This window comes from Micromonospora sp. NPDC023633, from assembly GCF_040640035.1.
In the GTDB taxonomy this organism is placed as follows: domain Bacteria; phylum Actinomycetota; class Actinomycetes; order Mycobacteriales; family Micromonosporaceae; genus Micromonospora.
The window spans coordinates 307-15,648 of record NZ_JBFABB010000025.1 but is presented as its reverse complement, the minus strand read 5'-3'; the positions used below and the strand labels follow the sequence as shown (position 1 = coordinate 15,648).

Annotated in this window: 16 protein-coding genes and 1 riboswitch; of the genes, 12 read left to right on the top strand and 4 right to left on the bottom strand. The window is 74.5% G+C overall.

Features of this window, described 5'->3' with window-relative positions; all coding sequences use genetic code 11:
- The first annotated feature begins 42 nt into the window (after positions 1-42).
- The 5 genes from recO to AB0G13_RS10580 all read left to right on the top strand — a co-directional run bounded on the left by recO (position 43) and on the right by AB0G13_RS10580 (position 3,196).
- Positions 43-885 carry a DNA repair protein RecO gene (gene recO, locus AB0G13_RS10600; protein WP_357871922.1) on the top strand — a complete coding sequence of 281 codons (843 nt, stop codon included), beginning with the start codon at positions 43-45 and terminating at the stop codon, positions 883-885.
- Between the two features lie 32 nt (positions 886-917).
- Positions 918-1,694: an isoprenyl transferase gene (locus tag AB0G13_RS10595; RefSeq protein WP_357872046.1), complete on the top strand. Its 777-nt coding sequence runs from the start codon at positions 918-920 to the stop codon at positions 1,692-1,694.
- 64 nt (positions 1,695-1,758) lie between these two features.
- Positions 1,759-1,944 carry a hypothetical protein gene (locus tag AB0G13_RS10590; protein ID WP_311413809.1) on the top strand — a complete coding sequence of 62 codons (186 nt, stop codon included), beginning with the start codon at positions 1,759-1,761 and terminating at the stop codon, positions 1,942-1,944.
- A gap of 219 nt (positions 1,945-2,163) precedes the next feature.
- Positions 2,164-2,385 (top strand): thioredoxin reductase, encoded by a 222-nt coding sequence (locus AB0G13_RS10585; RefSeq protein ID WP_357871918.1) that lies wholly within the window; start codon positions 2,164-2,166, stop codon positions 2,383-2,385.
- Between the two features lie 49 nt (positions 2,386-2,434).
- Entirely contained in the window at positions 2,435-3,196 is a 762-nt protein-coding gene (locus tag AB0G13_RS10580) for a pirin family protein (RefSeq protein ID WP_357871916.1), read from the top strand.
- A 15-nt stretch (positions 3,197-3,211) separates the two neighbouring features.
- Here AB0G13_RS10580 and gndA read toward each other — a convergent pair whose 3' ends face one another.
- Positions 3,212-4,654, bottom strand: coding sequence for an NADP-dependent phosphogluconate dehydrogenase (gene gndA / locus AB0G13_RS10575; RefSeq protein WP_357871913.1), 1,443 nt, complete (start codon positions 4,652-4,654; stop codon positions 3,212-3,214).
- Positions 4,655-5,117: 463 nt separating this feature from the next.
- On the opposite strand from gndA, the gene AB0G13_RS10570 reads away from it, so the two are divergent.
- The gene (locus AB0G13_RS10570) at positions 5,118-5,354 is read left to right on the top strand and encodes a hypothetical protein (RefSeq protein WP_357871910.1); all 237 of its coding nucleotides are present in this window, start codon (positions 5,118-5,120) and stop codon (positions 5,352-5,354) included.
- 129 nt (positions 5,355-5,483) lie between these two features.
- Here AB0G13_RS10570 and AB0G13_RS10565 read toward each other — a convergent pair whose 3' ends face one another.
- The 3 genes from AB0G13_RS10565 to AB0G13_RS10555 form a co-directional block, all read right to left on the bottom strand.
- A complete protein-coding gene (locus AB0G13_RS10565) occupies positions 5,484-6,284 on the bottom strand; it encodes an energy-coupling factor transporter transmembrane component T (protein WP_357871908.1) in 801 nt (266 codons plus the stop codon).
- Between the two features lie 64 nt (positions 6,285-6,348).
- Positions 6,349-7,764, bottom strand: coding sequence for an ABC transporter ATP-binding protein (locus tag AB0G13_RS10560; protein WP_357871905.1), 1,416 nt, complete (start codon positions 7,762-7,764; stop codon positions 6,349-6,351).
- A 109-nt stretch (positions 7,765-7,873) separates the two neighbouring features.
- Complete coding sequence (locus tag AB0G13_RS10555; protein WP_357871902.1) at positions 7,874-8,467, bottom strand: ECF transporter S component; 594 nt, start codon at positions 8,465-8,467, stop codon at positions 7,874-7,876.
- A 72-nt stretch (positions 8,468-8,539) separates the two neighbouring features.
- Positions 8,540-8,645, bottom strand: a riboswitch (TPP riboswitch).
- Positions 8,646-8,846: 201 nt separating this feature from the next.
- Between AB0G13_RS10555 and AB0G13_RS10550 the strand changes: the two genes are divergently transcribed.
- From AB0G13_RS10550 to AB0G13_RS10525, 6 genes are all read left to right on the top strand, one after another.
- Positions 8,847-9,848, top strand: coding sequence for a permease (locus AB0G13_RS10550; RefSeq protein ID WP_357872044.1), 1,002 nt, complete (start codon positions 8,847-8,849; stop codon positions 9,846-9,848).
- Positions 9,845-10,600, top strand: coding sequence for a TIGR03943 family protein (locus tag AB0G13_RS10545; protein ID WP_357871899.1), 756 nt, complete (start codon positions 9,845-9,847; stop codon positions 10,598-10,600). Before AB0G13_RS10550 ends, AB0G13_RS10545 begins: the two co-directional genes overlap by 4 nt.
- A gap of 30 nt (positions 10,601-10,630) precedes the next feature.
- Positions 10,631-11,461: an alpha/beta hydrolase gene (locus AB0G13_RS10540; RefSeq protein ID WP_357871897.1), complete on the top strand. Its 831-nt coding sequence runs from the start codon at positions 10,631-10,633 to the stop codon at positions 11,459-11,461.
- Between the two features lie 73 nt (positions 11,462-11,534).
- Positions 11,535-12,284 carry an SIS domain-containing protein gene (locus tag AB0G13_RS10535; RefSeq protein ID WP_357872041.1) on the top strand — a complete coding sequence of 250 codons (750 nt, stop codon included), beginning with the start codon at positions 11,535-11,537 and terminating at the stop codon, positions 12,282-12,284.
- A 120-nt stretch (positions 12,285-12,404) separates the two neighbouring features.
- Positions 12,405-12,905, top strand: coding sequence for a DUF6328 family protein (locus AB0G13_RS10530; protein ID WP_357871894.1), 501 nt, complete (start codon positions 12,405-12,407; stop codon positions 12,903-12,905).
- Positions 12,906-13,020: 115 nt separating this feature from the next.
- On the top strand, positions 13,021-15,048 hold the full coding sequence (locus AB0G13_RS10525) for an acyl-CoA dehydrogenase family protein (RefSeq protein ID WP_357871891.1): 2,028 nt from the start codon (positions 13,021-13,023) through the stop codon (positions 15,046-15,048).
- Positions 15,049-15,342 lie beyond the last annotated feature (294 nt).

Here is a 15,342-nt window from a genome sequence, read left to right as displayed (position 1 = left end):
CCGAGCTGACCCTGATTCCGCACCCCGAGAGAGAATGGTCCGATGGCCGGGTACCGCCGACAGCTCTACCGCGACGACGCGGTGGTCCTGCGCGTGCAGAAGCTCGGCGAGTCCGACCGGATCATCACCCTGCTCACCCGCCGGCACGGCCGGCTGCGCGCGGTGGCCCGGGGAGTCCGCCGCACCACCAGCAAGTTCGGCGCCCGGCTGGAGCCGTTCGGTCACGTCGACCTCCAGCTCGCCGGCGACCCGAAGGGCAACCACGGCAGCTCGCTGCACACGGTCAGCCAGGTCGAGGGCATCGACCTCTACGGCAAGCGGTTCCTCGGCGACTATTCGCGCTACACGGCCGCCAGCGCGATCGCCGAGACCGCCGAGCGGCTCACCCCCGTCGAGCGGGAGCCGTCGCTGCGGCTGTTCCAGCTCACCCTGGGCGCGCTGCGGGCGCTCGCCGAGGGCAGCCACGCCACCACGCTGGTGCTCGACGCGTACCTGCTGCGCGGCATGGCGCTGGCCGGCTGGGCGCCGGCGCTGATCGCCTGCGCCGTCTGCGGCACGCCGGGGCGGCACCGGGCGTTCTCCGTACCGGCCGGCGGCGCGGTCTGCCCGGACTGCCGGCCGCCCGGCGCGGCCCACCCCGCCCCGGCCACCATCGACCTGATGTCCGCGCTGACCAGCGGCGATTGGCGGGTCGCCGACGCCACCGAGACCGGCGTACGCCGGGAGTGCAGCGGCCTGGTCGCGGCGCACCTGCAGTGGCACCTGGAGCGCGCGCTACGCTCGCTGCCGCTGGTCGACCGGGGCGCCCCGGCGGCCGGCCCGGTCCCGCCGCCGGGTGGCGTCGGGTCCGGTGCGGACGGCGTGAGCAGGGGGAGGACCGAGTGATCCGATCGTTGAGGGCCGGGCGTCGCGAGCCGGTGCCGCCGACACCGCACCCGTCGGGCGCCCGGCCGCCGGCGCTGCCCGCCGACGCGGTGCCGAAGCACGTCGCCGTGGTGATGGACGGCAACGGCCGGTGGGCCAAGGAGCGCGGGTTGCCCCGCACCAAGGGCCACGAGGCGGGGGAGTTCTCCCTCTTCGACACCGTCGAGGGCGCCATCGAGCTGGGCATCCCCTACCTGTCGGCGTACGCCTTCTCGACCGAGAACTGGCGGCGCTCGCCGGACGAGGTCCGGTTCCTGATGGGCTTCAACCGGGACGTCATCCGTCGTCGCCGCGACCAGCTGGTCGACCTCGGGGTGCGGGTGGTCTGGTCCGGCCGGGCCGGCCGGCTCTGGAAGAGCGTCATCTCCGAGCTGCAGACGGCGGAGGAGATGTCCCGGGGCAACTCGACGCTGACCCTCCAGTTCTGCGTCAACTACGGCGGTCAGGCCGAGATCGCCGACGCCGCCGCCGCCATCGCCCGCGACGTCGCGGCGGGCCGGCTGGACCCGGAGAAGGTCACCGAGAAGACCGTCGCGAAGTACCTCTACCACCCGGAGATCCCCGAGGTGGACCTGTTCCTGCGGCCCTCCGGCGAGGAGCGGATCTCGAACTTCCTGCTCTGGCAGACCGCGTACGCCGAGCTGATCTTCCTCGACACGCTCTGGCCCGACTTCGACCGCCGCCACCTCTGGTACGCCTGCGAGCTGTACGCGCAGCGGGACCGGCGCTTCGGCGGCGCGCTGCCCAACCCGGTCGCCCCACCGACCTGAGGCTTACCGCCCGGTCGTACGGGGTACCACGGTGGTCAGCAGCCACCGACGGAGGTGAACCCACATGATCCAGAAGCGAATTGCCCAGTGGGCGATGATGGCCGTCGCCGTGCCGTTGGCGGCGGCGGGCGCGCGCCGGCTCAGCCACACCCTGGAGGCCCGCCGCGGCCCGACCGGGGTGAGCCGCCTGCTCACCAAGGGCGCCGACATGCTCCGCCCTCAGAAGGCCAAGCGTCGCCGCTTCTTCTGACCCACCCACCGCGCCGTGGCGTGACCCCAACCCCGACCCGCTCGCCGATCATGCAGTCGTGGTGCCCCGCGAAAGCCCCGTACCGGGGCGTGTCGCCCACCGGAAGTGCATGATCGACTTGCGGGTCGGGTTCGGGGTTTCGGGGGCGGTGCGGGGCCCGGGTGGTTAGGGTCGGGGGCGGGCCGGTGGCCCCGGGTCGGGCGAGCCTCGGGGGTGGGGATGCGGGAACTCCGGTACAAGATGATCATGGCGTTGAACGCCGCCGATCTCGGTGACCCGATCTGCGCCCAGGTGGCCGAGATCTGTGCCGAGATCGCCGAGCAGCACTGCCGGGAGCTCGGCCACGTGGCCCAGCCACGCTCCGGGGAGATCGGCGAGCTGGCTACCGGCGAGCCCGCACTCACCTGGGCCCCCACCGAGACCGGGCAGCGTGCCTGGTGACCGCGCCCCGGAACGCGGCGGCCGGGCCCGAGCGCCGGTCGGTGGCGCGGTGACCGCCCCCGCGTCGTCGGTCGACATCCGGCGGGCCGACGACCGGTTCGCCACCCGGATCTCCTGGCTCGACTCGAAGCACTCGTTCTCGTTCTCCCGGCACTACGATCCCGCCAACACCCACCACGGCCTGCTGCTGGTCAACAACGACGACGTGGTGCGGCCAGGCGCCGGCTTCGAGACCCACCCGCACCAGGACATGGAGATCGTCACCTGGGTGCTGCGTGGGTCGCTGGTGCACCAGGACTCCACCGGCCACTCCGGCGTGATCTATCCGGGGCTGGCGCAGCGGATGAGCGCCGGAACCGGCATCCTGCACTCGGAGAAGAACGACTCCTGGCGCCTCGACGGTCGCGACCCGCACACCGATCCCGTGCACTTCGTGCAGATGTGGGTGCTCCCCGACGAGCAGGGCGTGGAGCCCGGCTACGAGCAGCTCGAAGTCGACGACCGGCTGCTGCGCGGCGGCCTGGTGCCGGTCGCCTCCGGCATGGACCGCTACGACGGCGCCTCGGCGATCCGGATCCGCAACCGGTTCGCCACGCTGCACGCCGCCCGGCTCGGCCCCGGCGACGAGGTCACCCTCCCGGACGCGCCCTTCGTCCACCTGTACGTGCCGACCGGCGCCGTCACGCTGGAGGACGGCGGGCCGCTCGGCACCGGGGACGCCGCCCGGCTCACCCTGACGGGCGGGCGGCGGGTCACCGCCACCGAGGCGGCCGAGATCCTGGTGTGGGAGATGCACGCCAGCGTCGCCTGACGCCCGCCCGAGCGGTCAGGCCTCCACCTCGGCGCGGTCGGCGGACCAGCGGGTGTGGAAGGTGCCCGCGCGGTCCACGCGCTGGTAGGTGTGCGCCCCGAAGTTGTCCCGCAGCGCCTGGACCAGGGCGGCGGGCAACCGCTGCGCGCGCAGCGCGTCGAAGTACGCCAGCGACGACCCGAACGCGGGCGCGGGCACCCCGGCCCGGGCCGCCTCGGCCACCACCCGCCGCCAGCTCGGCACGCCGTCGTTCACGGTGTCCGCGAACCACGGCGCCACCAGCAGCGTCGGCAGGTCGGGCCGCTCGTCGTACGCCTGGCGGATCCGGTCGAGGAAGCGGGCCCGGATGATGCAGCCGCCCCGCCAGATCGTCGCGGTGCCGCCCAGGTCGATCCCCCAGTCGTACTCCCGGGAGCCGGCACGGATGTGGTCGAAGCCCTGCGCGTACGCGACGATCTTCGAGGCGAGCAGGGCGCGACGGACGTCCTCGACGAAGGCCCCGGAGTCCTCGACCCGCCAGGCCGCGCCCGCGTCCGGGAACGCCCGGCGGGCCGCCTCGCGCTGGTCGGCGTGCCCGGACAGCGACCGGGCGAAGGTCGCCTCGGCGATGCCGGTGATGGGGATGCCCAGGTCGAGCGCGCTCTGCACCGTCCAGCGGCCGGTGCCCTTCTGCTCGGCGCGGTCCAGCACGACGTCCACGAACGCCCGCCCGGTGGCCGCGTCGGTGTGTGCCAGCACGTCCGCGGTGATCTCGATCAGGAAGGACTCCAGCTCGCCGGAGTTCCACCCGCGGAAGATCTCCGCGACCTCCGCCGGCTCCGCGCCCAGCCCGGCCCGCAGCAGGTCGTACGCCTCGGCGATGAGCTGCATGTCGGCGTACTCGATGCCGTTGTGCACCATCTTGACGAAGTGCCCGGCGCCGTCCGGCCCGATGTGCCGGCAGCACGGCACCCCGTCCACCTGAGCGGCGATCTGTTCGAAGATCGGCCCGAGCGTGCGGTACGACTCCGCCGACCCGCCCGGCATGATGCTCGGGCCGCGCAGGGCGCCCTCCTCGCCGCCGGAGACGCCGGTGCCGACGAAGTGCAGGCCGTGGGCCCGCAGCGCCTCCTCCCGCCGGCGGGTGTCGGCGAAGTGCGCGTTGCCGCAGTCCACGACGATGTCGCCGGCGTCGAGCAGCGGGACCAGCTCGTCGACCACGGCGTCGGTGGGCGCGCCCGCCTTGACCATCACGATGACCGCCCGGGGCCGCTCCAGCGACGCGACGAAGTCGGCCATCGACTCGGCGGGCAGGAACGTCCCCTCGTCCCCGTGCTCCGCGACGAGGCTTCGGGTGCGCTCCGGCGAGCGGTTGTGCACCGCCACGGCGAAGCCGTTGCGGGCCAGGTTGCGGGCCAGGTTGCGGCCCATCACCGCCAGCCCGGTCACGCCGATCCGCGCCGTCGCCCGCCCGGCCATCCGCCCGCCCTCCGTCGTCGAGACCCGTCGCGGCGACCGTATCGCGGGCGGGGCGGCCCGGAGGCCGTGTCGGGCAGCCCGTCACCAGGTGGTGGTCGAGGCCAAGGGGGCGCGGGGCTGGCCGACGATCCGCCGCCGGGCGGCCTCCGCGGAGCGCGACCGGCCCGCCGCCGACCCCGCCGGTAATTGGGCTGCGCGCGACCGGTCGGGCGGCTACGGTGTGGGCATGCGCAACTGACGCCCCACCTCCGAGCCGACCCGCCGCCGCTTCGCCGCGGGTCCGCCTGCTCCCGGGCGTCCGCATTCCGCACCTGCCGCCGAGGCGGCGGTGTTCCTCGTGGCCGGTCCCGGGCAGCAGTCCCGATCCCGCCCGACCGTCGCGCGACGGTCGCCGAACGAGGCGGGCCAGCTCACCGGACGTCGCTCCGGTGCGGGAGGGCCCGCAGACCCGAGGAGGCACCGGATGCCCGCCAGGCGCAACCCGAAAAAGTCCCGTACCACCGTCCCCACGCCGTCCGTCGCGGACCTGACGCCGGTCAACCTCGACGAGGTGGCGGTCGCGCCGGTCGTGCCGGTGCTGCCGGTCGACCGGCCGGCGGCACCGAAGGCCGGTCCGCCGGTCTCCGGCGCCGGGCGTTCCGGCGCGCTGCGCGGCCAGAAGGCCGGGCAGGCCCGCCGGTACGCCTTCCGGCGCAGCTGACGGCGCCGGTCGGGTGGAGCCGTCGTCACCGGCGACTCCACCCGGCCCGTCCGCCGCCCGGACGGGCGGCCCGCTCAACGGGCGGCGTCAGCCCGTCAACGGGCGGCGTCAGCCCGTCAACGGGCGGCGTCAGCCCGTCAACGGGCGGAAGGTGCCGAGCAGCACGCTCACGGTCAGCGCGGCCCCGGCGAGCGCCGCCGCGCCGAGGATCAACAGGCCGTCGGCGGCCACGAAGTGCTGTCGCCGGGCGACGGTGCGCGGGGTCCCGGCGTCGAAGCCCCGGGCGTCCATCGCCACGGCCAGCCGGGTGCCCCGGCGGATCGCCCCGACCAGCAGCGCGAATGCCGTCGACACGAACAGCCGCAGCTGCGCCAGCGGGTTGCGGCCGGCCTCGACCCCCCGCGCGCGGCGGGCCATGGAGATCATCTGCCACTCCTGCCCGAGCAGCGGCACGAGCCGGAACGCGGCCAGCGCCCCGATGGCGAACCGGGCCGGCGCCTTCGCGTTCTGGATCAGCGCGTCCGCCAGGTCGGTCGGGTCCGTGGTGGCGAAGACGATCACGCCGGGCAGCGCGACCGCGAACATGCGCAGCACCAGGCCGAGCGCGGTGAGCAGCACCCCGGAGGTGACCACCGCCGGGCCGGCCTCGACCAGCACCCGGCCGGAGCGCTCGGCCGCGAAGAGCACCAGCGTCACCACCACGCCGACCGCGCCGACGAGCAGCGGCCAGGCCCGCCGCGCCAACACCCGGAGGCGGACCCCGAACAGCGGCAGCACGGCCAGCTCGACGGCGATCGCGATGGCCGGGGCCACCGGGTCCAGGGTGGCGATCAGGATGAACGAGAACACCAGCGCCGCGGCGAGCTTGGCCACCGGGTTGCGCCGGGCCAGGGGCGCCTCCGGCGCGGCGACGGGCTCGAAACTGATCACGCCCGCTCCCGGGTGGGGTGGCGGCCGGGCTGGGTGACCGGCGCGGCGGTCCGGTCGGGGCTGGTCATGGGCGCTCCAGGGTGAGGCGGCGATCAGCCAGGGCGGCGACGAACTCCGCATCGTGGGTCACGGCGACCAGGCCGTGCCCGGCGTCGCGCAGCTCGGCGAAGAGGTCCACCAGCTCCAGCCAGGTGCGCCGGTCCTGGCCGAAGGTCGGTTCGTCGCAGACGAGCAGGCGGGGGGCGGTGGCCAGGGCGGTCGCCACGCTCAGCCGCCGCGCCTCCCCGCCGGAGAGGGTGTACGGGTTCGCCGCCGCGAGCTTCGTCAACCGCAGCCGGGACAGCAGCCCGTCCACCGTGGACCGGACCGCCGCCTCGGGCTGGCCGGTGCGGCGCGGGCCGAGCGCCAGCTCGTCGAAGACGGTGTTGGTGACGAACTGGTGCTCCGGGTCCTGGAAGACCGAGCCGATCCGGCGGGCCAGCGCCGGGGCGCGCCAGCGGTGCGGGGGAGTGCGGGCGTCGTCGCCGGCCAGTGCCGTCCTCGCCGCGACCCGACCGGCTCCGGGCTTGAGCAGGCCACCGAGCAGCAGGGCGAGGGTCGACTTGCCGGCCCCGTTGGGGCCGAGGACGGCGAGCGCCTCGCCGGCGCGTACCGCCAGGTCGACGGCGGCCAGCCGGGGCGGCAGCGCGAGCCGGTCGGCGGTGAGCAGCACGTCGCCGGCCGGCGCGGTCGCGTGGCGGGGCGGTACCGGGCGGCCGGGCACCCAGACGCCCTCGGCGGCGAGCGCGTCGCCGTGCGTGCCGAAGACCGCCTCGGGCGTGCCGTCTGCGCGGACGCCGCCACCGGGTTCGAGCACGACCACGCGGTCGACCAGGGGCAGCGCCTCGGCGACCCGGTGCTCGACCAGGATCAGCGTGGTGTCGGCGTCCAGCGCGCCGGCCACCGCCGCCCGGATCAGCGCCGCGCCGGTCGGGTCGAGGTTGGCGGTCGGCTCGTCGAGCAGCAGCAACCCGGGCCGCAGCGCCAGCACCCCGGCCAGGGCGAGCCGTTGCTGCTCGCCGCCGGAGAGCGCGGCGGTGGGGCGGTCCCGGGGGTACGGGAAGCCGACCCGGGTCAGCGCCTCGTCGACGCGGGGCCAGATCTCCCCGGCGAGGACCCCCCGGTTCTCCAGCCCGAACGCCACGTCGTCGCCGCTGCGGGCCATCACGAGCTGGGTCTGCGGGTCCTGGAAGACGATGCCCACCCGCTCCCGGCCCTTGCGGGGGTCGAGCCCGTCGATCTCGACGGTGCCCTCCTGCTCGCCCGAGTCCTCGGGCAGCAGCCCGGCCAGCGCGGCGAGCAGGGTGCTCTTGCCGGCCCCGGAGGGTCCCAGCAGCAGCACCCGCTCGCCGGCCTCGACGCGCAGGTCCACCCCGCGTACGGCCCACGCCCGCCGCCCGGCGTGCCGCCACCCGAACCCCCGCAGCGTCACCGCTCCCACCGCGCCCCCCTTCCGGCCCGCCCGCGGGCGTCGATCATGAGGTCGGCGGCGCCCACGGAGATCCACGTCGCCGTCAACCTCATGATCGACCCCGATTCCGTGGTGCGGGTCAGATCGGGGCGCGGTCGCGGGCGGCGGGGAACCGGTCCAGGGCGCCCGTGGTGGCCAGGGCGCGGGTCAGGGCCCAGCCGCCGGCGCCGGCGACGACGGTGGCGCTGACGATGGTGAGCAGGGCGTAGGGGATCCGGTAGCTGCCCAGGGCGTACTCGCTGTTCCAGACGAAGAAGTCGAACAGCGCCGCGCCGAGGCCGGTCAGCGCGCCGGCGAGCAGCGCGGTGGGCAGCCGGAACGAGCGGTACCGGAACGCGGCGAAGGCCAGCTCGGCGCCGAGCCCCTGGATCAGGCCCTGGACGATGGTGACGCCGCCCCACTCCGAGCCGAGCAGCGCGGAGACCGTGGCCGCCACCGCCTCGCAGAAGAGCGCCGCGCCGGGCTTGCGGATCACCAGGCCGCCGAGGACGGCCGGGACCAGCCACACGCCGTACATGATCGCCTGGCCGGCCGGGAAGAACGCGAACGCCGGGTCGACGGCCCGCCACAGCAGGCCCCAGGCCCAGAAGATGACGCCGAAGGCCACCGCGATCACCGCGGCGACGACGACGTCGACCGTACGCCACCGGGTGGCGGTGTTGTTGTCTCGCATGATTGCTCCCAGTCCCGAACGAGAACCAGGAGAAGACGCACGCCGCGCCCGGATGTGCCGGACGTCGACGCGGCTGGAGGTCGACCGAACTCCCTGCGCTGGCATTACCCAGATCAGGTTCGAGGGTCTGCGGGCGGTGCCCGCACTCTCAGCGCTGTGCGCTCCCCTGTCGGATGTGAAGTTGTCGCGCCGACGCTAACACCTTCGAAGATCATCGGGCAAAGTGATCTTTCCGCAGCTCACCAGCGCGTTCGATCGACGCGGTAGATTCCGCCCCGGTACTCTCGGGCGGCCACTGGAGAACCGGCAGAGGGACACGCACGTGACATCCGAGGCTGACCGCCGCGCGCCGGACGGGCCGCACCCGGGCGCGGTGGGCGTGGCCGCCCCGGGCGTACGCGAGGAGACGCCGGCGGCGCCCCGCCGCCCGGACCGGCGGATCGGGTCGGTGGAGGTGCTCGCCGGCCTGCTGATCCTGCTGATCGTCTTCCGCGAGCCGCTCGCCGGCGCCCTCTCCGCGCCCCGGTTGCAGACCTGGACCACCGTCTTCGTCTCGGTCATGGTGCAGGCGGTGCCGTTCCTGGTCTTCGGGGTGCTGCTCTCCGCGGTGATCGCGGTCTTCGTGCCCCGGTCGTTCTGGGCCCGGGCGCTGCCGCGTCACCCCGCGCTCGCGGTCCCGGTGGCCAGCGCGGCCGGTGTGGTGCTGCCCGGCTGCGAGTGCGGGGCGGTGCCGATCGCCGGCTCGCTGATCCGGCGCGGGGTCACCCCCGCCGCCGCCCTGGCGTTCCTGCTCGCCGCACCGGCGATCAACCCGATCGTGCTCACCGCCACCGCGGTGGCCTTCCCCGACGACCCGGCGATGGTCCTCGGCCGGGCCGTCGCGAGCCTGGTCGTCGCGATGGTCATGGGCTGGCTGTGGCTGCGCCTCGGCCGGGCCGACTGGATCCGGCTGCCACGCCGGCCGGAGCTGGACGACAGCTCGCGCGGGCGGGCGTTCTGGGGGGCGGTCCGGCACGACGTCACGCACGCCGGCGGGTTCCTGGTGATCGGCGCGGCGGCGGCGGCCACGATCAACGTCGTGGTGCCGGAGCGGTGGTTGCAGACCCTCGCCGACGAACCCGTGCTCTCGGTGCTCGCGCTGGCCGGGCTCGCGGTGCTGCTCTCGCTCTGCTCCGAGGCGGACGCCTTCGTCGCCGCCTCGCTGTCGCAGTTCTCGCTGACCTCCCGACTGGTCTTCCTGGTGGTGGGGCCGATGGTCGACCTCAAGCTCATCTCGATGCAGGCCGGAGTCTTCGGCCGGCGGTTCGCGCTGCGGTTCGCCCCGACCACCTTCGCGGTGGCCGTCGCGGTGGCCGTCGCGACCGGGGCGGTGCTGCTGTGAACCGGCAGGCGCAGGCGGTCGTCCTGCTGCTGCTCGGTGGCGCGGTGGTCCGGGCCAGCCTCACCGACCTGCACCTGCGCTACGTCAAGGAGGGGCTGCGTCCCTTCCTGATCGCCGCCGGCCTGCTGCTGGTGGCCGCCGCGGTCATGACCCTCTGGTACGAGCTGCGCCCCATCCTGCGGCGCACGCCCGCCGACCAGCACGACGCACAAGACCACGACGACGCGCACGACCACGACGGCCACGGCCACCACGAGCCGCGGGTCGGCTGGCTGCTGATCCTGCCCGTGCTGGGCCTGCTGCTGGTCGCCCCGCCGGCCCTGGGCTCGTACGCGGCCGGCCAGGCCGGCACCGCCGTCTCCACCCGCCAGCAGCCGTCCGACTACCCGCCGCTGCCCGACGGCGACCCGGTGCGGGTGGCCGTGCTCGACTACGCCTCCCGGGCGCTGTTCGACCGGGGCGCTTCGATCGGCGACCGCCGGGTCCAACTGACCGGCTTCGTCACCACCGGCCCCGACGGCCGGCCACTGCTGGCCCGGATGGTGCTCTCCTGCTGCGCCGCCGACGGGCGGCCGGTCAAGCTGGGCCTGACCGGCGCCGCCCCCGACCGGCTCGCCGACGACACCTGGATCGAGGTGACCGGCCGCTACAGCGACCGGATCGCCCGGGACCCGGTCAACGACGCCGAGATCCCCTACCTGGACGTGGAGTCCTGGCGGCAGGTGCCCGCACCCCGGCAACAGTACGAGTGACCCGCGCCGGCCGTGGGTAGGCTCACGATCATGCGGATCGAGGCCCGGGGGTTCACGTTCGACGTCCGCGTCGGCGGACCGGAGGGCGGCGCGCCCGTCCTGCTGCTGCACGGCTTCCCCCAGCACGGCGGGGAGTTCGACGACGTGGTGCCGGCGCTGCACGCCGCCGGCCTGCGCACGTACGCGCCGGACCAGCGCGGCTACTCGCCGGGCGCGCGACCCGAGGCGGTCGAGGCGTACCGGCTGCCGGAGCTGGTCGCCGACGCGGTGGGCCTGCTCGACGCGCTGGGCGTCGACGCGGCGCACCTGGTGGGGCACGACTGGGGCGCGATCGTGGCCTGGGCCGTCGCGGCCCACCATCCCGAGCGGGTCCGCACGCTGACCGCGGTCTCGGTGCCGCACCCCGGCGCGATGGTCTGGGCGCTGACCGAGGACGCGGGGCAGAAGGCGCGCTCGGCGTACATGACGCTGTTCCGCAAGCCGGGCAAGGCGGAGAAGGCGCTGCTCGTGCTGGGCGCGACCGGGCTGCGCCGGATGCTGCACGGGGTCGGCGACGACGCGCGGGTGGCCGCGTACGCGGACCCGATGCGCGAGCCGGGCGCGCTGACCGCCGCGCTGAACTGGTACCGCGCCATGTCCCGCCGGGACCTGGCGGCCACCGGGCCGGTGGCGGTGCCGACCACGTTCGTGTGGAGCGGCCGCGACATCGCGATCGGTCGGACCGCCGCCGAGGCGTGCGCCGAGCACGTGACCGGCGACTACCGCTTCGTCGAGCTGCCCCGGGTGAGCCACTGGATCCCCGACGAGGCGCCCGCCCCGCTGGCCGAGGCGATCCTGGCCCGCGTGCACGACCCGGTGTGACCCTCCCCGCGACACCCGCCCGGCGGACGCCGGGCCCCCACCCCGACGGAGGTACGACATGGACGGAGCAGACATGCCGGTGAGCGCCGAGGAGTTCCTGGCCGTGGTGACCGCCACGATGAACCGGGTGGCCGAGAGCCAACGCGAGGCGGTGGGGCGGGCCGCCGACCTGATCGCCGAGGCGGTACGCGCCGACGGCGTGGTCCAGGCGTTCGGCACGGGCCACTCCGAGGCGCTGGCCATGGAGATCGCCGGGCGGGCTGGCGGGCTGGTCCCGACGAACCGGATCGCCCTGCGGGACCTGGTGCTGCTCGGCGGCGCCCCGACGGACGTGCTCGGGCCGCTGCTGGAGCGCGACCCGTCGGTGGCGCACCGCCTCTACGAGCTGGCCCCGATCGGCCCCCGGGACGTCTTCGTGCTCGCCTCCAACTCCGGCGTGAACGGCGCGATGGTGGAGTTCGCGTCGCTGGTCAAGGAGAAGGGCCACGGGCTGGTCGCGATCACCTCGGCGCAGCACTCCGGGCAGATGACCTCGCGCCACCCGTCGGGGCGCAAGCTCGCCGACTTCGCCGACGTGGTGCTCGACAACGGCGCCCCGTACGGCGACGCGACGCTGCCGCTGCCCGGCGGCGGCGCGGTCGGCGCGGTCTCGTCGATCACGGCGGCGCTGCTGGCGCAGCAGATCACGGTCGAGGTGGTGGCCCGGCTGCTGGCGGCGGGGGAGCGTCCCCCGGTCTACCTGTCGGCCAACATCGCCGGGGGCGACGAGCACAACAACGCGCTGGAGGCCCGGTACGCCGGCCGGATCCGGCGCGGCTCCTGATCGGGCGGACCGGTGCGTCCGGCGGCGACGTGAGTCGGTTTCGCGCGTCGGCCGGTGGGGCATCAGCGATGCTGCCGCCGGCCGCCCCCGCCGGCAGTACCGTCTGACCGGAGGTAGCGTGTGTCCAAGGAAACCGAGAAGCAGCGCTGGCAGCGCAACTTCGCCGACCTGCTCCAGGAGCTGCGGGTCGCCCAGACCGGTGTGCAGATCCTCTTCGCCTTCCTCCTCACCCTGCCGTTCAGCAACGGCTTCACCCGCACCAGCGGCTTCCAGAAGGACGTCTACATCGTCGCGCTGCTGGCGGCGGCCGCCGCCACCGCGATGATCATTTCGCCGGTGGCGTTCCACCGCGCGCTGTTCCGGCAGGGCCGCAAGCCGGAGCTGGTCCGGTTCGCCCACCGGATGGCCAGCGGCGGCCTCGCCTTCATGCTGATCTCGATGGTCAGCGCGGTCCTGCTGATCACCGACTTCGTGCTGGACCGGAGCATCGCCCTGGTGCTCAGCGGCCTCACGGGGCTCTGGTTCCTCACCTTCTGGGTGTTCCTGCCGTTCTCCCGGCGCAACTGGGGCGACGACGACAGCGACGACGACGACAACGAGCCGCGGTCCCTCGGCGACTGACCGAAGTCGACACAACTCGATCTTTACCGAACGCTACCCCTGGGTAACACCCGGGGGTAGCGTGCTGTTTGTCGAGCACGTTGACGCATCCGGACCGAGGTTCGAGGGGGCCGCCGTGACCACGACACAGAACAGCCGACCCGCGCCCGACGAATCAGGCGCCGACCAGCCGGCGTCGACCGCCGCCGACGGCCCGCCGCCGGCCGGCGCGGCCGGACCCCTGCCGACGGAGGCCGGTCAGGTCTCCGAGAAGGAGGCCCGCCAGGTCGCCGAGGCGGCCCGGGAGTCCTCCTGGGACCGTCCCAGCTTCGGCAAGGAGCTCTTCCTCGGCCGGTTCCGGCTCGACCTGATCGACCCCTGGCCGCGCGCCGACCCGGCGGACGTCGCCCGCGCCGACGAGTTCCTCGGCCGGCTCCGCGCGTTCCTCACCTCCGAGGTGGACGGTGCCGCGATCGAGCGGGACGCGTCCATTCCGGACGAGGTGTTCCAGGGCCTGGCCCGGCTCGGCGCGTTCGGCATGAAGATCGACCGGTCGTACGGCGGGCTCGGACTCAGCAACCTGCACTACTGCCGGGCGCTCATGCTGGCCGGCTCGGTCAGCCCGGCGATCGGCGCGCTGCTCTCGGCGCACCAGTCCATCGGGGTGCCCCAGCCGTTGAAGATGTTCGGCACCGCCGAGCAGAAGCAGCGCTTCCTGCCCCGGCTCGCCGCCGGTGAGGTCTCCGCGTTCCTGCTCACCGAACCGGACGTCGGCTCCGACCCGGCCCGGCTGGCCACCACCGCCGAGCCCACGCCCGACGGCACCGGCTACCGGCTCAACGGCGTCAAGCTGTGGGCCACCAACGGCACCGTCGCCACCCTGCTCGTGGTGATGGCCCGGGTGCCCGCCGCCGAGGGGCGGCGCGGCGGGATCACCGCCTTCGTCGTCGAGGGCGACACCGAGGGCATCACCGTCGAACGGCGCAACGCCTTCATCGGCCTGCGGGGCCTGGAGAACAGCCTGACCCGCTTCCACGACGTCTTCGTCCCGAAGGAGAACGTCATCGGCGGCGAGGGCAAGGGCTTGAAGATCGCGCTGACCACCCTGAACACCGGGCGGCTGTCGCTGCCGGCCATGTGCGTCGGCGCCGGCAAGTGGGCGTTGAACGTGGCCCGGGAGTGGGCCGTCGACCGGGTGCAGTGGGGGCGGCCCGTGGGCGAGCACGAGGCGGTGGCCCAGAAGCTCTCCTTCATCGCCGCGACGACGTACGGCATGGAGACCATGCTGGACCTCTGCTGCCTGCTCGCCGACGACGACCGCAACGACATCCGGATCGAGGCGGCGCTGGTCAAGCTCTACGCCAGCGAGATGGCCTGGAAGATCGCCGACGAGCTGGTGCAGATCCGGGGCGGTCGCGGCTACGAGACGGCCGACTCGCTCGCCGCCCGGGGCGAGCGACCGGCCGCCGTCGAGCAGATGCTGCGCGACCTGCGGATCAACCGCATCTTCGAGGGCTCCACGGAGATCATGCACCTGCTCATCGCGCGGGAGGCGGTCGACGCGCACCTGTCGGTCGCCGGCGACATCATCGACCCGGACGCCGGGCTCGGCCGCAAGGCGAAGGCCGGGGCGCGGGCCGGCGCCTTCTACGCGAAGTGGCTGCCCACCCTCGCCGTCGGCAGGGGACAGCGCCCGTCGGCGTACGCCGAGTTCGGCCCGCTCGCCGGGCACCTGCGGCAGGTGGAGCGCGCCTCGCGCAAGCTGGCCCGCTCGACGTTCTACGCGATGTCCCGCTGGCAGGGGAAGATGGAGCGCAAGCAGGCGTTCCTCGGCCGGGTGGTGGACATCGGCGCGGAGCTGTTCGCGATGTCCGCTGTCTGCGTGCGCGCCCACGCCGAGCGGGAGGCGCGGCCCGAGAACGTGGAGCTGGCCGACCTGTTCTGCCGGCAGGCCCGGGTCCGCGTCGACGCGCTCTTCACCGCCCTGTGGGACAACACCGACTCCGTCGACACGGTCGCCGCGAAGCGGATCCTGGCCGGGCGCTACGCCGCCCTGGAGGACGGCGTGATCACCCCCGCCGACGACCTGCCCTGGGTGGCCCGCTGGTCGCCCGGCCCGTCCACCGCCGACGACGTCCGCCGCCGCATCCCGCCCGCGCGGTGACGTCGACCGCGCCCGCGTGAACGGGCTGGCCGCCCACGGCTGACGCAGGCCCCACGTCACCGACGTGGGGCCTGTGCCGCTGCCCTGCCCACAACAGCCTCCCGCTGCCGGCACTCTCTCCCCCCTTTGACCCGCGTCGATCATGCGGTACTGGCGCCCCGCAAAAGGGCGAGTGCGGTTGCTCCGGGCACCACAACTGCATGATCGCCGGGCGGGGGCGGGGGCGGGTCCAAGATCCTGCCGATCGAGGACATGCCGTTCCTGGAGGACGGCACGCCCGTCGACATCGTGCTC

Excerpts from the sequence above, each read along its gene's own strand:
- recO (WP_357871922.1), top strand. The coding sequence starts at position 43 with ATGGCCGGGTACCGCCGACAGCTCTACCGCGACGACGCGGTGGTCCTG.
- AB0G13_RS10590 (WP_311413809.1), top strand. The coding sequence starts at position 1,759 with ATGATCCAGAAGCGAATTGCCCAGTGGGCGATGATGGCCGTCGCCGTG.
- AB0G13_RS10585 (WP_357871918.1), top strand. The coding sequence starts at position 2,164 with ATGCGGGAACTCCGGTACAAGATGATCATGGCGTTGAACGCCGCCGAT.
- gndA (WP_357871913.1), bottom strand. The coding sequence starts at position 4,654 with ATGGCCGGGCGGGCGACGGCGCGGATCGGCGTGACCGGGCTGGCGGTG.
- AB0G13_RS10570 (WP_357871910.1), top strand. The coding sequence starts at position 5,118 with ATGCCCGCCAGGCGCAACCCGAAAAAGTCCCGTACCACCGTCCCCACG.
- AB0G13_RS10555 (WP_357871902.1), bottom strand. The coding sequence starts at position 8,467 with ATGCGAGACAACAACACCGCCACCCGGTGGCGTACGGTCGACGTCGTC.
- AB0G13_RS10540 (WP_357871897.1), top strand. The coding sequence starts at position 10,631 with ATGCGGATCGAGGCCCGGGGGTTCACGTTCGACGTCCGCGTCGGCGGA.
- AB0G13_RS10535 (WP_357872041.1), top strand. The coding sequence starts at position 11,535 with ATGCCGGTGAGCGCCGAGGAGTTCCTGGCCGTGGTGACCGCCACGATG.